Genomic DNA, 16,929 nt, shown 5'->3' on the forward strand with positions numbered 1-16,929 from the left:
CAGTCGAGCATGGCTCGACTCTACACTCCGAAACCATGAGTACCCCCCCCTCTCCTGCCCACCGCCTGCGCCGCTGGCTGCTGCGCGGCCTGTGGCTGGCCATTGCCGTTGTTGCCGCGATGGCGCTGTGGAACAGCCCGTGGGCGGCCACGCCGCGAATGCTCTGGTCGCTGACACGGATGCCGGCTGCCACCGAACTGCCGGTGCCGGTGGAGGGTGTACGCCCCCGGCAGATTGCCGACACCTTCGGCGCGCCGCGAGGCCGTGACCGCTCCCACGCCGGTATCGACATCTTCGCCAAGCGCGGCACGCCGGTGCGCAGCGTCACTGCCGGCGTCATCGCGGATGTCAGCGAACGCGGCCTCGGTGGCCGCCAGGTCTGGGTGATCGGGCCCGGGCGCGAGCGCTACTACTACGCGCATCTGGAAGACTGGGCAGAGGGCCTGGCGCGCGGCCAGGTGGTCCAGGCCGGTGACCTTCTAGGCCACGTCGGCGACAGCGGCAACGCCAAGGGCACGCCGCCGCACCTGCACTGGGGCATCTACGGCACGAACGGCCCCCGCGACCCGTTGCCGCTGCTGCGCTGACCGCCATTGCGCCCCCGCGGATCGATCCGTTCATGATTTGTAAATAGGAATTGTTCGTATTACCATTTCTTTCGTTTCCGGTGGTGCCAGGACGGCCTGCCCGCCCTTCCCCTACCCGTAGCGCCTCGCCTTCTGGATGCCGGCCGAACGCGCGTGCTCGTCCAGGATCCCCCATGAACCGTCCCGCCTTCCGTACCCTGCAGCCGCAGCGGCTGTCCATTGCCGTGTTCGCTGCTCTCTGCTCCGTGGCCCCGACCGCCTTCGCCGACACCACCGCCGACCCGACCACGCTCGACAAGGTGGTGGTCAAGGGCGAACGCGCCGAAGGCTACTCGGTACGCCGCACCTCGGCTGGCACCCGCTTCGATCTGGCACCGCGTGAGATCCCGCAGTCGGTCAGCATCATCAGCCACCAGCGCATCGAAGATCAGAAGCTGGACGACATCATCGACGTGCTGGCCAACACCACCGGCGTGACCAGCACCCAGTCCGACAGCGAGCGCACCGAGTTCTATGCGCGCGGCTTCTACATCGATGCCTACCAGTTCGACGGCCTGCCGACGCAGATGGTGCAGAACTGGAGCTACGGCGATTCCGGCCTGGACCTGGCGCTGTATGACCGCGTGGAGGTGGTTCGCGGCGCCACCGGCCTGCTCAGCGGCGCCGGCAATCCATCCGCATCGGTGAACCTGATCCGCAAGCACGCCGACAGCGCCGAACTGGCCGGCAGTGTGTCGATGAACGTCGGCAGCTGGGGCCGCACCCGCACCACCGTCGACGTGGGCAGCGCGCTCAATGCCAGCGGCACCGTCCGTGGCCGCGTGATCGGCAGCTATCTGGATACCGATTCGCAGGTCGACCGCTACAACCAGCGCAAGAGGCTGGGCTATGCCGTCATCGATGCCGACCTCACTCCGGACACGCAGCTGAGCGTGGGCTACGACTACCAGCACAAGAAGGCCACCGCACCAACCTGGGGCGGCTTCCCCATGTGGTTCTCCGATGGCACCCCCACCAACTATCCGACCTCGTTCAATCCGTCGCCGGACTGGACCTTCTGGGACACCACCAGCAAGCGCGCGTTCGCCACCCTGCAGCACGCCTTCGGCAACGGCTGGAAGTTCAAGATCGGCGCGACCCATGACCGGACCGATGCCGACGACAAGCTGTTCTACCCGTTCTACGGCGGCGGCTTCAACAAGACCACCGGAGCCGGCGTACTGCCGATGGCCGGCTACTACAAGACCCACCGCAAGGTGGACGGCGTCGATGGTTACGTCGACGGTCCGTTCCAGCTGCTTGGCCGCGAGCACCAGTTCATGGCGGGCCTGAGCTACAACAAGCGCGAGTACGTGAACACCGGCGATTTCCAGTCGGCCTGGGCGCCGCTGGACAACTACCTCAGCTGGACCGGGAGTTTCCCGGAACCGAACTGGGCGGCAACGCTGCCGACGCAGAGCCAGGGCACCATCAAGCAGAAGGCCGCCTACGCCGCCACGCGCCTGTCGTTGGCCGATCCGCTCAAGCTGATCCTCGGCGCGCGCTACACCGACTGGAGCCTTGACGGCACCGAAGGTGCAACCATCAGCCGCTTCAGCCACAAGGTGACCACGCCCTATGCCGGCCTGGTGTTCGACATCAATGACACCTGGTCGACCTACGCCAGCTACACCGAGATCTTCCAGCCGCAGACCTATCGCAACCAGCAGGGCCGCTACCTCGATCCGGTGGACGGCAAAAGCTACGAAGTGGGCGTCAAGGGCGCATGGTTCGACAACCGCCTGAACGCCTCGCTGGCGGTGTTCCGTATCGAGCAGGACAATGTCGCCCAGCAGACCGGTGGCTTCGTCGATGGTTCGGCCAACGAGTACGCCTACGTTGCCGCGCGCGGCACGGTCAGCCGCGGCGTGGAGTTCGAACTGAACGGTGAACTGGCACCGGGCTGGAATGCCACCTTCGGCGCCTCCCGCTACGTGGCCAAGGACATCAATGGCAACGACATCAACACCCAGCTGCCGCAGACCGCGATCAAGGCCTACACCAGCTACACCCCGCAGTCGCTGGACGCGCTGACCTTCGGCGGCGGCGTGAACTGGCAGAACGGCATCTACTACACCGACCCGGTGTACGGCCGCTTCAACCAGGATGCCTACGCCTTGGTCGGCGCCTTCGTGCGCTACCGCATCGCGCCGCAGTTCAGCGTGCAGGCCAACCTCAACAACCTGCTGGACAAGAAGTACTACGCGCAGATCTACGGCTACGGCGGCTATGGCGAGGGCCGCAACGGCTCGCTGACGTTCACCTGGTCGTTCTGATCCAACCGGGTTCTGTAGAGTCGAGCCATGCTCGACTCGATCACACGGGGTAGTCGAGCACGGCTCGACGCCACAACGGGGGCGCTCAGCGCCCCCGTTGTGGCGCTGCCCTTGCAGGTGTAGCGTCGCGCAGACGGATACCTCGCGCCTTCCCCCTCAAGGACGACCGGCCATGAGCACCCGCACGAAACTCGGTCTCTCGCTCGTGGCCCTGTTCTCTTCGCTGCCGCTGATGGTCGCTACAGGCAATGGCTACTTCATCCTGCTTCTGCTGATCGGCCTGCCCGCAGCGATCCTGTTCTGGTTCGATCTGGGCCGTGAACTGCGCGCCATCCCCACTCCCAGCCGAACCCAGCGCACGCTTGGCTTGGCGATGGGCGTTCCACAGGTGCTTTTCGGGCTGTTGTGCGCGGGTATCGGCATGGTCCTGGTGATCTGGATCCTGTACAACCTGCTGGTCCAAACGCTGCCACAGTTCCGCATTCCCTCACTGCCCGCCTTCGCGGTCGGGCCGATGATGATCGTGGTCGGATTGGGATGGGCGCGCACCGCCTTCCGCCGAGCAACCCTTGAGCAGGATGGCTTCGAACAGGATGACCCGGAACAGGACATTCCGGATTGATCACCCTTGTAGAGTCGAGCCATGCTCGACTCCATCACACAGGACAATCGAGCATGGCTCGACCGTGCAACGGCGCCGGGCAGAGCCCGGCGCCGCTCTCACATCAGAAACGCAGGTCCGCGCGCAGATACCAGTAGCGGCCACGCGGGATGTCATAGGTCGAAGCGTCGTAGCCGTTCAACGAGCACGACAGGCAGATCGGCGGATCCTTGTCGAACACGTTGTTCAGGCCAGCGGTCAGCTGCAGCCCCTTCATCCAGTCGATCTTGTAGCCCACCTGCATGTCGTGGAAGGTGGTGGCCGAGAGCGTATTGGTACCGGCGGCCTGGTTGCTGCACACCGGGAACGCAGCGGCATCTCCACAGTTCTCGGTCAGCTCGGAGATGTGGCGCACCGTCCAGTTGGCGCTCCAGCGGTCCAGCGTCCAGCCGATGCTGGCATTGCTGGTCCATTCCGGAATCGAGCTGTCGGCCACTTCCACGCCCGGCTTCTGCGGCTGCTTCTGGCCAGCCGCGCCGGTGGCCTCATAGCGGCCGACGAAGGTGTTCTTCCAGCCCAGCTTGAACTGGCCGATGGACGACTGCGGCAACGTCCAGAACAGATCCACGTCCCAGCCGTCGGTCTTGATGGAACCGAGGTTGGTCAGGCGATTGTTGAAGCTGCTGACCGCACCGGTATTGGCACGGGTGATGCCCTCGCAGTAAATCGGGTCCAACGTATCCACGCACAGGTCCAGCTGGGTCTGTGCGTTGATTGCCTGGATCGCACCGTCGATGGCATGACGGTAGAAGGTCACTTCCACGTCGAAGCGTTCCGACCACGAGGTGTTGTTGCCGAACCACGGGCTCCAGACGAAGCCGGCACTGAAGCTGCGCGAACGCTCCGGGTCCAGCTCGCGGTTGCCGCCGGTGGTCACCGAGATCTGCGAGTTGGCCTGCTGGAAGCCGGCCGGCACGCCCAGCGCAGCGCAGTTGGCCGCACTGCCGCGCGGCGGCGTACCGCCCAGGCCCACCGAGCATGGATCGAACAGCTGCAGGTCGGCACGCGCCGCCGAGCCATACAGTTCGCCGATCGACGGCGCGCGGAAGCCTTCCGCATAGGTCGTGCGCAGCACGAAGTCGTCGGTCACCTGCCAGCGCAGGCCGTACTTGGGCGTGAACTCGCCGCCAAAAGTGGAATAGTCCGAATAGCGCCCGGCCAGGCTCAGGTCCAGCTTCTTGCCGAACGAGGAGTCGGCGAAGATCGGTACGCTCAGTTCCAGGTAAGCCTCGTTGACGTCATACGAACCCGAGGTCGGCTGCGATGGCACGCCGTTGTAATGGCCGGCCACGGTCAATGGATCCGGCTGGTACGAACCCTCGTACTTGCGGTACTCGAAACCGGTGGCGAACGACACTGGGCCGGCCGGCAGCGAGAACAGTTCGCTGGACAGGTTGGCGGTGAACAGGCTCAGTTCGTTCTGGCTGCGGTCACGCACCACCGGCTGGATCCACTTCAGCATGTCCGGCGTGATCGAACCGACGCCGCCGAAGATGTTCAGCGGCACGCACCCCGGCGTCGCCGCACAGATAGCAGGATCGCCCAGCGCCATGTTGACGTTGTAGATGTTGTAGCTGCCGTAGTTGGTCTGTTCGGCCTTGTTCTTGCTGTACATGCCGTTGACGTCCCAGTACCAGCTGCGATCAGCGGCATGGAAGTCACCGACCAGACCGGTGGCGAAGTACGTGGTATCCACCTTCTGCTCGAACACGCGCGCACCGCCTTCCACCGGGCGGCGACCGATCAGTGCCATGTTGCCCGAGGACACCAGATCGAAGCCGAACGGGTTGTACGGATTCAAGCGCGAGACCACGATGTTGTCGGCCAGCGGATTGCCGGTGGCGCCATCAGGACCGAAGAACAGTGGCTCCGGCCCGGCCTGATTGGTCGACTCGCGGCGGTTGCCCAGTGCCTTGACGTACCACTGCACGTTGTCGGTGATGTCGAAGCGGAACTGACCGAACAGGCCCTTCCGTTCCGACGGTGTCAGCACCATGTTGTATTCGGCGAAATTGAAGCGGTCGGCACTGGTGAAGCAGTGGTAGTCATCGCTGCGATTGCAGCCAGCACTACCGTCATAGCGCGGATTGCTGGCGCCGGTGTTCGGCACGATGTCCTGCACCGCTCCCGTGTTGGGATCGGTGAAGCGGAAGCGCCCCTGCGGAATGCCGCCGCTGCCGAATGCCAGGCCGGTGCCCGGAATCGGGAAGCGCGACTGCTCGCGATCCTTGGCGAACACCGGGTCCTGCTTGGTCCAGCTGGCGCCGAGGAACAGGCTGTAGCGGTCACCGCTCTTGCCCCAGGCCAGGTCAACGCCCTTCTGCGTGCCGTCGCCCTTGCTGTACTCACCGTAGTTCAAGGTCACCTGGCCACCGTCGAAATCGCGGCGGGTGATGATGTTGACTACGCCGGCGATGGCGTCGGAACCGTACAGCGATGAAGCGCCATCTTCCAGCACTTCGATGCGTTCGACGATGGCCAGCGGAATGGTATTGAGGTCGGTGGCCGAGCCCACGCCGGACGCGGACGACTCATTGACCCAACGGATGCCATCGACCAGCACGAGTACGCGCTTGGCACCGAGGTGGCGCAGATCGACCTGCGCCGAGCCGGCGCCTACACCGCTGCCATCGGGCGGGAAGCCGAAGTTGCCGGACGAATTGAACTTGGCATTGAGCGCCGAACCAGAGCCGGTGAGCTGCTGCAGCACTTCGCCGATCGAGGTCAGGCCGGTGCGTTCGATGTCGCCGCGGGTCAGGGTCTGGATCGGTACCTGGCCTTCGACTTCAGCGCGCTTGATGCGGGTACCGGTCACTTCCACCGCATCGAGGTTGGTGGTGGATTGTGCAGCGGCACCCAGTGGTGCCAGGGCCGTCACGCACAGCGCGACGGCAACCGCCAACGGGCGGTGATGCAGGTGAATCATTCGCTCTCTCTCCAAAGGAATGTCGGGACATGGACTGCCGCGCTCCCCCCTGCATGGCGGCAGCGTCTCCTTTGTAAACAAGTGGTAAAAGTCGCGGCGTGATGATCGACACTCTTTCACGCGGATTTGACGCATTTAGCGGCGGATTACGTCAGATAGCTGCAGGTTATGACCGGGCGATACTGTTCACAACAGGCAGCCTTGATGCCGGCTGCGACAGCGCGCGCCGACAGCTGCCGCATTCATGGAAAAGGTCTTTGCCGGACCGTTTCAGGAATAGTTTGAAATTCCTTCTTTCAGAAGGCGCCGCTAATCGATCCAGCGCAGACTCGCACCTCCAGCCATTCGCGGGAGGGTCGATCATGAAAGCGGTGAGTGCGGTGCTGGGTGTCACGACGGTGATGACGCTGCTTCTTTCCCCGGCAGGTGAATCGAGAGCAGGCGGCCTGATCGAGTGCAACAACTGCCCCTCTCCCAGCGATGCGGCCTTGGCCTCGGGAGAAGGATTGACGGTTGTGGTGGATTTCGAAAGAGCCGAGCTGACTGCTTTCGACGTTGAACATGAGCCCAAGGCCAAAAAGTGGCGAGCACATCCAACCCCTGTTCCAGCGCAGATTGAAACGGCCTTTCTGCGGATTCTGGATGCGACGCTGTCAGCAGGGGAAGCGCCGCTCATGCAGCAATCACCGCATGAGCGGCAGTGAGACAACGCCCTATCGCACGAACGCGATGCGCTCCACGCCAGTGGTTTCGGCCGCAGCCAATATCCGGGCCATGCCTTCGTACTCGGCCGCCGGATCGGTGGCGATGCGCAGCTCCGGCAGGTTGCCGGCATGCTCGCCCGCCTGCACCTGCAGGCGCGCCTGCAGATCGCCGATGGCCATTGGCTGGCCATTCCAGCTGAGCTGGTTGGACGCATCCAGGCGCAGCTCGATCGGCGGTGGCGGTTCGGGACGGTCGACCACGCGATCGGTGGCCTGCGGCAACTGCACGGCAATCGGCCGAGCCACGATCGGCGCGGTCACGATGAAGATGATCAACAGCACCAGCATCACATCCACCAGTGGCGTGACATTGATCTCCGCCAGCGGGCCGCTTCTTCCTGCGCTACTGAACGCCATGTGCCGCTCCCTGCAGCCGGGCCGTTCGCCCAAGCCCGACACTACGTCGCCCGCAGACCCGCGAGGCAGTGCCCGCAGCATGAGCATTCAGCTGCCGTTGCCGGCCCACCGCGTGCACGCGATGCGAACCTGAATTCAGCCACTGCCCGCTATGCTGGTCGCCATGACCCGACGCTCTTCAACTGCCCTGTCCCTGCTGCCCTTGGCCACCACGCTGCTGATCGGCTGCGCCAATGCCCAGTCCCTCGACGCCCAGAACGCGCAGCTGAAGGCCGCGATCGCTGCCGCCGAACGCGGCCAGTTCGATCCCGGCCAAGCCGCCGCACTCAGCCGCCATCCGGCATACGGCTGGCTGGAGTACGCCAACCTGCGCCGCAACATCGACACCGTCGATACCGCGCAGGCGCAGGCCTTCCTCAAGCGCTATGACGGCCAAGCCGTGGCCAATACCTTCCGCAGTGTGTGGCTGCCCTCGGTCGCACGCCGCCAGGATTGGCCGACCCTGCTGGCCAACTGGACGCCCACCGACAACGCCGGCCTGCGCTGTGCGCAGCTGACCGCACGCCAGGTGACAGGCAAGGTCGATCCACAGTGGATCAGTGAAGCGCAGGACCTGTGGCGCAAGAACGGCAAGTCGCTGCCGGACGGCTGTGATGCCGTTTTCGCCGTGCTGCAGGCGCAGGGTGGTCTGAGCGACGCTCTGCGCTGGGAACGCATCGATGCCGCCGCCGACGCGCAACAGCCGGCCGTGATGCGCAGCGCCGCACGCGGCCTGCCCGCCACCGACCTGGCACTGGCCAGCAATTACGCTGCTTTTGTCGACAAGCCCAATGCCAGCGCGTTGAACTGGCCGCGCAACGAGCGCAGCCGGCGCATCGCTACCGACGGCTTGGCCAAGCTGGCCAAGGCCGACCCCGGCGCCACCGAACAGCAACTGCCGCAGTACGCCCAGGCGCTGGGCCTGAGTGCCGAGCAACGCGGCCAGGTGCTGTACCAGATCGCGCTGTGGACGGTGGCCTCCTACCTGCCCGATTCGGCGCGCCGCCTCAACGCGGTACCCGAATCGGCGTACGACGAACGCCTGCACGAATGGCGCGTGCGCGAAGCGATGTCGCGCGGTGACTGGCCGGCGGCGCTGACCGCGATCCGCAAGATGGCCAGCAAGCAGCGCAGTGATCCGCGCTGGCGCTACTTCGAAGGGCGCATGCTGGAGAAGACCGGCCAGGCGCAGCAGGCGCAGGCGCTGTTCCGCGAAGCTGCTCGCGCACCAACCTTCCACGGTTTCCTCGCGGCCGACAAGCTGCAGCAGGGATACACGCTGTGCCCCTGGAAGCCGAACGACAGCGCGCAGGCACAAGCCACGATCGCACGCGATCCGGCCATCCAGCGCGCGATGGCGCTGTACCAGATCGACCGCGCCGGCTGGGCCGTGGCCGAGTGGAACAGCGCGCTGTCGCGCTTCGATGACACCCAGCGCCGCCTTGCCGTGCGCGTGGCGCAGGACAACGGCTGGTTCGACCGCGCCGTGTTCGCACTCGGCAAGCAGCCGCAGGAACAGCGCCTGTACGACCTGCGTTTCCCGCTGCACCACGACGCCACCATCCGCCGCGAATCGGCACGCAACGCGATCGATCCGGCCTGGGTGGCGGCGGAGATCCGCGCCGAGAGCACCTTCACCCCGCGTGCGCGCTCGCCTGCCAATGCCATGGGCCTGATGCAGGTGCTGCCGGCCACCGGTGCCGGCGTGGCCAAGTCGATCGGCCTGACCGGCTACGGCGGTGCCGACAGCCTGTATGACCCGGACACCAACATCGCCATCGGTACCGCCTACCTGCGCCAGTTGATGAACAAGTACGACGGCCTGCCCTACGTGACCATCGCCGCCTACAACGCCGGCCCGACCCCGACCGCGCGTTGGCAGAGCCAGCGCCCGGGTTACGACCCCGACCTGTGGATCGAGACCATCAGCTACAAGGAAACCCGCGAGTATGTGGCACGCGTGCTGGCCTTCAGCGTGATCTACGACTGGCGCCTCAATGGCGATGCATTGCCGCTGAGCGACCGCCTGATGGGCCGCCTGGTGGACAAGCGCAAGAGCTTCAGCTGCGCCGCCAACGCTGACCAGGGCGGCGACTGATTGCAACACGGTCGTGCCGGCCGCTGGCCGGCATCCGCCATTGCCCAAGAGTTGCCGGCCAGCGGCCGGCACTACCCGACATCCATTTCCCGGGGAGGGGAAACGATGAGCCTGCTGGTCTGGATCGGGATGTTCACCGCCTGGAGCCTGTTTGCCACCTGGGTACTACGCTGGGGTGGCGCGGCCTGGATGGAAGGCTGGAAGTCGCTGGCCTTCGTCGACAGCTGGGGCAGCCTGTGGGACGAAGCGCAGATCAAGCTGTACTTCCTCTGCCTGTGGATCGTCTACGGCCTGTGGTTCGTGGCCGGCCTGTTCGTGCCGGAGTGGCGCGGCCTGCCGTGATGCCGCTGCGTCGGTAGTGCCGGCCGCTGGCCGGCAACCGCTATTTGCCCAGGGGTTGCCGGCCAGCGGCCGGCACTACCGATGCTCATGCTCCTACCATGCGATCATCCCCCCATGAAGATCTATCTTGTCGGCGGCGCCGTACGCGACCGCCTGCTGCAACGCCCTGCCGGTGACCGTGACTGGGTGGTGGTCGGTGCCACGCCCGCGCAGATGGAAGTGCAGGGCTTTACTGCGGTGGGCCGCGATTTCCCGGTGTTCCTGCACCCGAAGACCGGCGAGGAGTACGCGCTGGCACGCACCGAGCGCAAATCCGGCCGCGGCTATCGCGGCTTCGTGGTCGACGCCGATCCGGCGGTGACGCTGGAAGAAGACCTGCAGCGCCGCGACTTCACCATCAACGCGATTGCCTGCGACGAAGACACCGGCACGCTGGTCGACCCCTATGGCGGCGTGCGCGATATTGAACAGCGCGTGCTGCGCCACGTCGGTCCTGCGTTCGTGGAAGATCCGCTGCGCGTGCTGCGCGCGGCGCGCTTCATGGCGCGCTTCGCGCCACTGGGCTTCACGGTCGCGCCGGAGACAATGGACCTGATGCGCAATGTTGCTGCCAGCGGCGAGCTGGATGCGCTGGTGCCCGAGCGCGTCTGGCAGGAGCTGCGCAAGGCGCTGGTCAGCGCACAGCCCTCGGCCTTCCTGCGCACGCTGCACGACGCGCATGCACTGGGCCCGATCCTGCCCGAACTGGAAGCGCTGTATGGCGTACCGCAGCGTGCCGAATTCCACCCGGAAGTCGACACCGGCATCCACCAGGAAATGGTCAGCGACATGGCCGCGAAGCTGGCACCGGGCGACGACCTGGTCGGCTTCGCCGCGCTGACCCACGATCTTGGCAAGGGCCTGACTCCGCCGGAAGAATGGCCGCGCCACATCATGCACGAGCAGCGTGGCATCAAGCCGTTGAAGGAACTGTGCGCACGGCTGAGGGTTCCCACCGAGCACCAGCAGCTGGCCGAGGCCGTCTGTCGCGAGCATTTGAACGTGCACCGCATCGACGAACTGCGCGACGCCACCGTGCTGGAGCTGTTGGGACGATGCGATGCGCTGCGCCGACCGGAGCGCGTGGCCCGCATCGCGCTGTGCTGCGAAGCCGACAAGCGCGGTCGGCTTGGATTCGAGGACAGCGACTACCCGCAGGGCGAGACGCTCAAGCGCCTGCATCAGGCGGCGCTGTCAGTGCAGGCACGGGATCTGGATACGACGCACCTTAAGGGTCCCGCCATCGGCGAAGCGCTGGCCAAGGCACGGGTGAAAGCCATCGCCGCCGCCCGTTGATCCGCAGCGGCTGCGCGCACTGCCATGGGTAGTGCCGGCCGCTGGCCGGCACTCAGACAACCCCTGTATTCAGTGCGCCATGCCGCGGGTGATCGCCGCCGCACGCTGCTTCAGCTGGGCCACGGCATCGGGAATCATCTCCATGCCCACGTCCAGGCCCGGGTTCAGCACCAGGCCGACGCCGTCGCCGATACCGGCCAGCAGCGCGTGCACCGCGATCGGCATTGCATGAGCAAACTGCGGCAGCTGCTCATGCCATAGGCCAGCACGCTCGGGCGCGGTGAACACCGCGAACATCGCCTCGCCGCTCTCGCTGGTCAGCACCAGCGGCGAGATGCTCTCATCCCAGGCACCGTCTTCGCCGATGGCCTTGTCCAGCAACACGAACGCCGTCGAGGTCAGCAGGCCATCGAGGAACTGCGACGCGGTCAGCGTGCCGTCCTGGGCCTGCAGCAGGCGCACCTCGAGGTCGTTGAGGGGTTCGAACGGGGTGTCGTGGTCCATGGTCGGTTCCGGTACGTGATTGCAGGACAGACTTTAACAGCCCCGGCCCTCAACCGATGAACCCGTGCCGCCACAGCCAGCCCGAGAGGGCCAGACCGACCACCACCACCAGCATCAGTGGCAGGCCGAAGCGATGCCGCCACGGGATCGGTACCCCGCCCAGCTGCTGGTCCATGGTGTCGGTGTCCAGCACCCAGCCGTACCCGCACCGGCTGCAGGCCAGCTCGTAACGGCGCTGGTAGGTGAAACCGAACAGCAGGTCGATGCGCGCCATCCTGTAGCGCAGCTGGGGCGCGAACTCGGTTTCCGTCTGGCAACGCAGGCAGTGATGGGCTTCGGTTGGGCCGACGGTCACCACCCGTTCGTGCTGGCCGATCAGGATCATCGATCAGCTGCCCTGGCAGGCGGGTTGGGCCAGCAGCCAGGCTTGGGCGGCGGCAAGGGTGGCCGGTCCGCTGGGGGTAGCCTGATCCGGCTGCATCCTGCCACCGTCGCCCTGGCCGTTACGGTCGGTCATGACGTTGTGGGTCAACAGCAAGGTGGTACCGTCCACCAGCGTCGTCGGTCGATTGCCGGTAGAAAAGCCCGCGCTCGGCTGGCCGAAACTACGACTCCCTGGTTGCCCTCGAAACGCGAGTGCCACTGCTTCGCCGGAGCTGGCAGTGCCTGCCCCCATCACCACCGCCACCGGTGCCGTGCCCACACGCAGCCGATACGCGCCCTGTCGTGAACGCAGCATCGATGCATTGCCTTGCACGACTTCACCTTCCGCCTGCCGCCACCACAGCAATCCATTGGCACTACGGAAAGCGCCGATCAACGCCCCCTGCGTATCCGGTGTTCCATGCAGCAATGGCAACAAACCAAACAACATCGGCCACATGTTGCCGCCACCATTGCTGCTTACATCCACTACCCAGCCGCACCGCGTGCCGTCATCCAGGCCAGCGATACGCTCCTGCAACGCCAGCGCGTAGACCTTGCGTGCTTCATAACGTTCCGGTTCGCTGCGCTGCTGGTCTTCCACGAAGGGGCTCACCCGCAGCACGCCGATGCGGGGATTGGCGTGCCTGGGCGCAGCGAGGGCGGTCGCCTGACCGGCATTCAAGCGCTGGGCACGTTCGGAGCGCTGACGCTGCTCGCTGGGCGAAAACCAGCGGCCGTGGCCTCCGCTGCTACGTGCGGCGGTCTCATCCAGAACACGGCGCTGTTGCGCGCGGTCATCGCCTGCGGCGGTCAGGCGCGCGCGCACGTCATTCCAATCTACGCGGTCGCGGTACAGGGACTGGGTTTCCAGCAGCTGCAGCATCTGTTCACGTGCTTCGGGCGAGGGCAACTCCACCGTTTCCTCTGCGACTGCGACAGAAGATGAAAGCAACAGCGTGGCAAGCAGGGGGGCGCGCACGCTCATGAGATCCAGCATCGACGACTCCTTGTCATGTATCGAAGTCGCAGGATAGCCGGGGCGGGACCGATCTCGCCACGCGCCAGTGTGCTGTAGAGCCGAGCCCATGCTCGGGTTGGGGGGATTGCGACTGAAGCAGCCGAGCATGGCTCGGCTCTACAGATGTCCCCGACCGGCAGGGTTCGTGTCGACCAAGGTCGACACCTACCAGAGCAGGTTCATGGCGTCGGCGGAATAGGTGCCGACCAAGGTCGGCACCTACCAGAGCGCGGGGAGGCGCCGCCGGGCGTGGCCCGGCGCTACCAGTCCGCGCGCAGGCCGATGTTGCCTTCGATGATGCGGCGCTTCTCGTTGCGGTCGCCGCCCAGTTCGCGCGCGTAATCGGCCACGGCATAGGCGCTGATGGTGCGGTTGAAGCGCCCGACCACGCCTACACCGGCTTCCAGCGAACGCGAGCGCTGCGAATTGATGATCACGTCATCATCGAAGCGGATGCGATCCTCACCGGAACGGCCATGCCAGTAGTTGAGCTTGAAATACGGCTGCCAGCCGTTGTCGGCCAACTGGTAATCGCCGGCCAGGCGCAGGCCAACACGACCGGTCCAGGCATTGTCATTGTCGAAGCGCACGCTCGATACATCATCACGCCGGTCATCCAGCGAGGTGCGTTGCCAGATCACCTGTACCTGCGGTTCCAGCCACCATGCGGACTGACCGAAGTGCAGCAACGGCTTGCCCGCTTCCACCGACACGCTGGTGCCATCGCCCTTGATCCCGAAGCCGAGCCCACGCGATGAGCGAGCGCGCCCGTCGTAGCGGCTCTGCATCGCCACCGCATCGATGTAGCCACCACTGCTGTCGGTGAACGTCCAGTACAGGCCCACGTGTTTGTCATCCAGGCGGTTCTGCCCCACCTGTACGTTCTCCCAGCCCAGCGCCAGGCCGGTGGTCTTGCCCTGCGCGCGGGTGCGGCCGACGAACACGCCGATCTGATTGCGATGGCTGTCATTGGCCGCGGCCCACACATCGAGGCCTGCCTGCAGGCCCATCACATCGCCATCAAAGCCCGGCTGCGCATCACCCTTCCAGTGGATCTCGCTGCTCTGCCCCACCAGACGGCCCCAGGCAGTGCGGAATGCGCCCTGGTTGTACAGCAGGCGTTGTTCGCCTTGCCGCTCGTGGAACGTGCCGAGGCTGGCCAGCGAGGTCTCGCGCAGCAGCGGCGGCACCACGGCATAGGTGGCGGTCTCCACGCGGTACAGCGGTACCACTGTGCCCTCGGCGGGGCGTGCACCCGGCGTCGGCGGCGTCCCGATACCCGGCAGGCTGCCACCCGCAACCGGCACGTCCGGCACCGCCGGATCGCTGGGCGGGGCGACAGGCGCCGGTTCAGGCGGTGGCGGTGGTGGCGCGGTCTCGCCGGCGGTCAGATCGGGATCAGTGGCACCCTCGGGTGGCGGTGGCGGCGCAGGGGTAATGGGTGGCGGCGGTGCCACCGGGGGTGTCGGTGGCGGTGGCGTGGTGTTGACACCGATTCCGTTGGGCGCCGGTGCCGGCCCGGCCACCACGGTCGAGCGCAGGTACCAGTTCTCGCCGCTGCCGGAACTGACACCGCCCTTGAACAGGAAATACTCATAGGCACCAGCAGCCACTGGCGCGAACAGCGAGAAAGCACCGGGTGAGGTCGTCGCACCATTCAGGGCCTGCACCACCAGGATGCCGTCGGCCAGCGTGGCCGCTCCACTGCCTCCAGCATTGAGGACACCGATGCCCGTCGTGCCAGTGGCGGTACCGCCATCGATCACCAGTCGATCACTGGTGGAATTATCCGCCCCCAACACCGTACGCAGGTACAGCCCGCCACCGTCACCGCGGTAGTTGCCGCGGACGGTAAATACATCACCGGCGCCGGTACCTGTCAGATCGATGCGCCCGGCATTGACCATCTCCACCAGTGCGCCACTGTTGAACGGACGGACGGCATGGCCGCCACTGCCCGCGTAGACAGTGCTGGTGTCATCCACCGTGAGCGTGCCGGTGCCGGTTCCGCTGTCACCCAGCACCAGATCGCCATCGAAGGTCAGCTCGGTGCTGTTGGCCAGACTGATCGTCTCCCAGTTCTGGAAGCGCCCCACGCCAGCGGTTTTGACGTTGTTGAAGTTGAGCTGATCGATGCCGCTGCCACCGTCGAACAGCGGCACCGCACCAAGGTTGGCGTGATTGAGGCTGCCGAGATTGGCCACGTCATTGTCCGGGCCCATGTCGATCGCGCCGTAGACGATGCCGCCACCTCTCCAGTTGAAGATGTCGTTGCCGGTGCTGAGCAGTACCTGGCCGCGCACGGTGCCATCGGTGATGGTCACGCTGTCGGCACCACCACTGACACTGATATTGCCGCCGATGTAGGCCGTACCCGAGATGATGATGGTGTCGGTGTCGAAGCCGGTGACCACGTTGCCCTCAACGATGCCGCCGGACTGATCCCACAGATTCTTGTCCAGCTTCATGTTGACGCGGCCGACGCGGCCAGCGGTCATCCAGGCCTGGTCGCCATCCTCGAACGCACCGATGATGCGGCCACCGCTCATGCGGAAGGTATCGATGTTGTCGCCCTGCTGCAGCGCGCCGATCGTGCCGCCACTCATGACGAAATCATCGCGGCCGCTGCCCTGCACCACCACACCGGTGACGGTGCCGCCGGTGACGGTCACCTGGTCATCACCGGTGCCCTGGTCGACGCTGTCGATCGTACCGTCGCTGAGCTGCAGCACATCGTTGCCATCACCCTGCAGGACACCTCCGGCGATGCTGCCGGCCTGCATCTCGAGGCGATCGTTGCCGGCATCGAACTGCACGCCTGTGCGGCCACTGATGGTTCCGCGGTTGATCAACACGCTGTTACCGCCACCGACGAACTGCAGGGCGATGGTGTTGCCGGTGCTGATGCTGCCAAGGTTCTCGACGCGGCTGCCGCCCCCAAGCTGCACGGCCACACCGCCCACTGAACTGATCGCGCCCTGGTTTGACAGCAGGTGCCCGCCGGCACCGACCAGCGCGATGGCCGATCCACCACCATTCTGCTGCAACTGGGCACCATTGGCGACGTTGACGGTGATTCCGGCCACGCCACTGGCAGTGATGGGAACGGTCTGCGGATTCGGTGCGTTGGCATCACAGGTGACCGTCTGGCCGGCGGTCGGTGCCGGGTTGTTGCAGCCCGCCCAGGCGACGCTGGCGGTCGTCAGAAGCAGGGACGGAACGGCGAGGGCCTGCAACACGGAAACAGCAAGGCGGCGCGGGCGGAACGCACGCGGAACGGCACGGGACATGGGGCACTCCTGGTCGGGAAATCAGGAATTGCGTATGTGCGGCACTGCGCTTGCAGTCTGCCGTGTGGTGAACCGTTTGGCAGGTGAACTTTCGTGCGGGAAATCACAGTTCAGATGTGAAATCGCCCGCCCCTCACGCCGATGTGATGTGGCTGAAATCGTTCATTCTTTCGGCATTCGGTAATCGCGTGCAAAGCATCCACGCATGGCGTGGATCTACTGATCCATCGCGCCCTGCCCGATTGATCCACGCCACGTGCAATGAAG

The 16,929-nt window shown here is 65.5% G+C and carries 13 protein-coding genes; 7 read left to right on the forward strand and 6 right to left on the reverse strand.

The window, feature by feature from the left end:
• The first annotated feature begins 35 nt into the window (after positions 1-35).
• The 3 genes from AC3ITW_RS18595 (at position 36) to AC3ITW_RS18605 (ending at position 3,524) form a co-directional block, all read left to right on the forward strand.
• Complete coding sequence (locus AC3ITW_RS18595) at positions 36-587, forward strand: M23 family metallopeptidase (protein ID WP_100435246.1); 552 nt, start codon at positions 36-38, stop codon at positions 585-587.
• Between the two features lie 173 nt (positions 588-760).
• Positions 761-2,902, forward strand: coding sequence for a ferric-rhodotorulic acid/ferric-coprogen receptor FhuE (gene fhuE, locus AC3ITW_RS18600; RefSeq protein WP_448672847.1), 2,142 nt, complete (start codon positions 761-763; stop codon positions 2,900-2,902).
• A gap of 172 nt (positions 2,903-3,074) precedes the next feature.
• Complete coding sequence (locus AC3ITW_RS18605) at positions 3,075-3,524, forward strand: hypothetical protein (protein WP_100435244.1); 450 nt, start codon at positions 3,075-3,077, stop codon at positions 3,522-3,524.
• 103 nt (positions 3,525-3,627) lie between these two features.
• Here the strand turns inward: AC3ITW_RS18605 and AC3ITW_RS18610 are convergent, their stop codons facing one another.
• Positions 3,628-6,489 carry a TonB-dependent receptor plug domain-containing protein gene (locus AC3ITW_RS18610; RefSeq protein WP_012512101.1) on the reverse strand — a complete coding sequence of 954 codons (2,862 nt, stop codon included), beginning with the start codon at positions 6,487-6,489 and terminating at the stop codon, positions 3,628-3,630.
• A 98-nt stretch (positions 6,490-6,587) separates the two neighbouring features.
• Here AC3ITW_RS18610 and AC3ITW_RS18615 point away from each other — a divergent pair, with 98 nt between their 5' ends.
• Positions 6,588-7,193 (forward strand): hypothetical protein, encoded by a 606-nt coding sequence (locus AC3ITW_RS18615; RefSeq protein WP_489389832.1) that lies wholly within the window; start codon positions 6,588-6,590, stop codon positions 7,191-7,193.
• Positions 7,194-7,202: 9 nt separating this feature from the next.
• Here AC3ITW_RS18615 and AC3ITW_RS18620 read toward each other — a convergent pair whose 3' ends face one another.
• The gene (locus AC3ITW_RS18620; RefSeq protein WP_489389833.1) at positions 7,203-7,610 is read right to left on the reverse strand and encodes an ExbD/TolR family protein; all 408 of its coding nucleotides are present in this window, start codon (positions 7,608-7,610) and stop codon (positions 7,203-7,205) included.
• Between the two features lie 151 nt (positions 7,611-7,761).
• Here AC3ITW_RS18620 and AC3ITW_RS18625 point away from each other — a divergent pair, with 151 nt between their 5' ends.
• From AC3ITW_RS18625 to AC3ITW_RS18635, 3 genes are all read left to right on the forward strand, one after another.
• Positions 7,762-9,747: a transglycosylase SLT domain-containing protein gene (locus AC3ITW_RS18625; RefSeq protein WP_100435242.1), complete on the forward strand. Its 1,986-nt coding sequence runs from the start codon at positions 7,762-7,764 to the stop codon at positions 9,745-9,747.
• Between the two features lie 105 nt (positions 9,748-9,852).
• Positions 9,853-10,089, forward strand: coding sequence for a hypothetical protein (locus tag AC3ITW_RS18630; protein WP_006391668.1), 237 nt, complete (start codon positions 9,853-9,855; stop codon positions 10,087-10,089).
• 114 nt (positions 10,090-10,203) lie between these two features.
• Positions 10,204-11,424 carry a multifunctional CCA addition/repair protein gene (locus tag AC3ITW_RS18635; RefSeq protein WP_485618386.1) on the forward strand — a complete coding sequence of 407 codons (1,221 nt, stop codon included), beginning with the start codon at positions 10,204-10,206 and terminating at the stop codon, positions 11,422-11,424.
• A gap of 69 nt (positions 11,425-11,493) precedes the next feature.
• Here the strand turns inward: AC3ITW_RS18635 and AC3ITW_RS18640 are convergent, their stop codons facing one another.
• The 4 genes from AC3ITW_RS18640 to AC3ITW_RS18655 form a co-directional block, all read right to left on the reverse strand.
• Positions 11,494-11,928, reverse strand: coding sequence for an SseB family protein (locus AC3ITW_RS18640; RefSeq protein ID WP_012512104.1), 435 nt, complete (start codon positions 11,926-11,928; stop codon positions 11,494-11,496).
• A 49-nt stretch (positions 11,929-11,977) separates the two neighbouring features.
• Positions 11,978-12,313 carry a hypothetical protein gene (locus AC3ITW_RS18645; RefSeq protein WP_012512105.1) on the reverse strand — a complete coding sequence of 112 codons (336 nt, stop codon included), beginning with the start codon at positions 12,311-12,313 and terminating at the stop codon, positions 11,978-11,980.
• A gap of 3 nt (positions 12,314-12,316) precedes the next feature.
• Positions 12,317-13,480 (reverse strand): S41 family peptidase, encoded by a 1,164-nt coding sequence (locus AC3ITW_RS18650; protein WP_079993556.1) that lies wholly within the window; start codon positions 13,478-13,480, stop codon positions 12,317-12,319.
• 152 nt (positions 13,481-13,632) lie between these two features.
• The gene (locus AC3ITW_RS18655; protein WP_100435239.1) at positions 13,633-16,662 is read right to left on the reverse strand and encodes an autotransporter family protein; all 3,030 of its coding nucleotides are present in this window, start codon (positions 16,660-16,662) and stop codon (positions 13,633-13,635) included.
• Positions 16,663-16,929: the final 267 nt, after the last annotated feature.

This window comes from Stenotrophomonas sp. KH_052, from assembly GCF_057838755.1.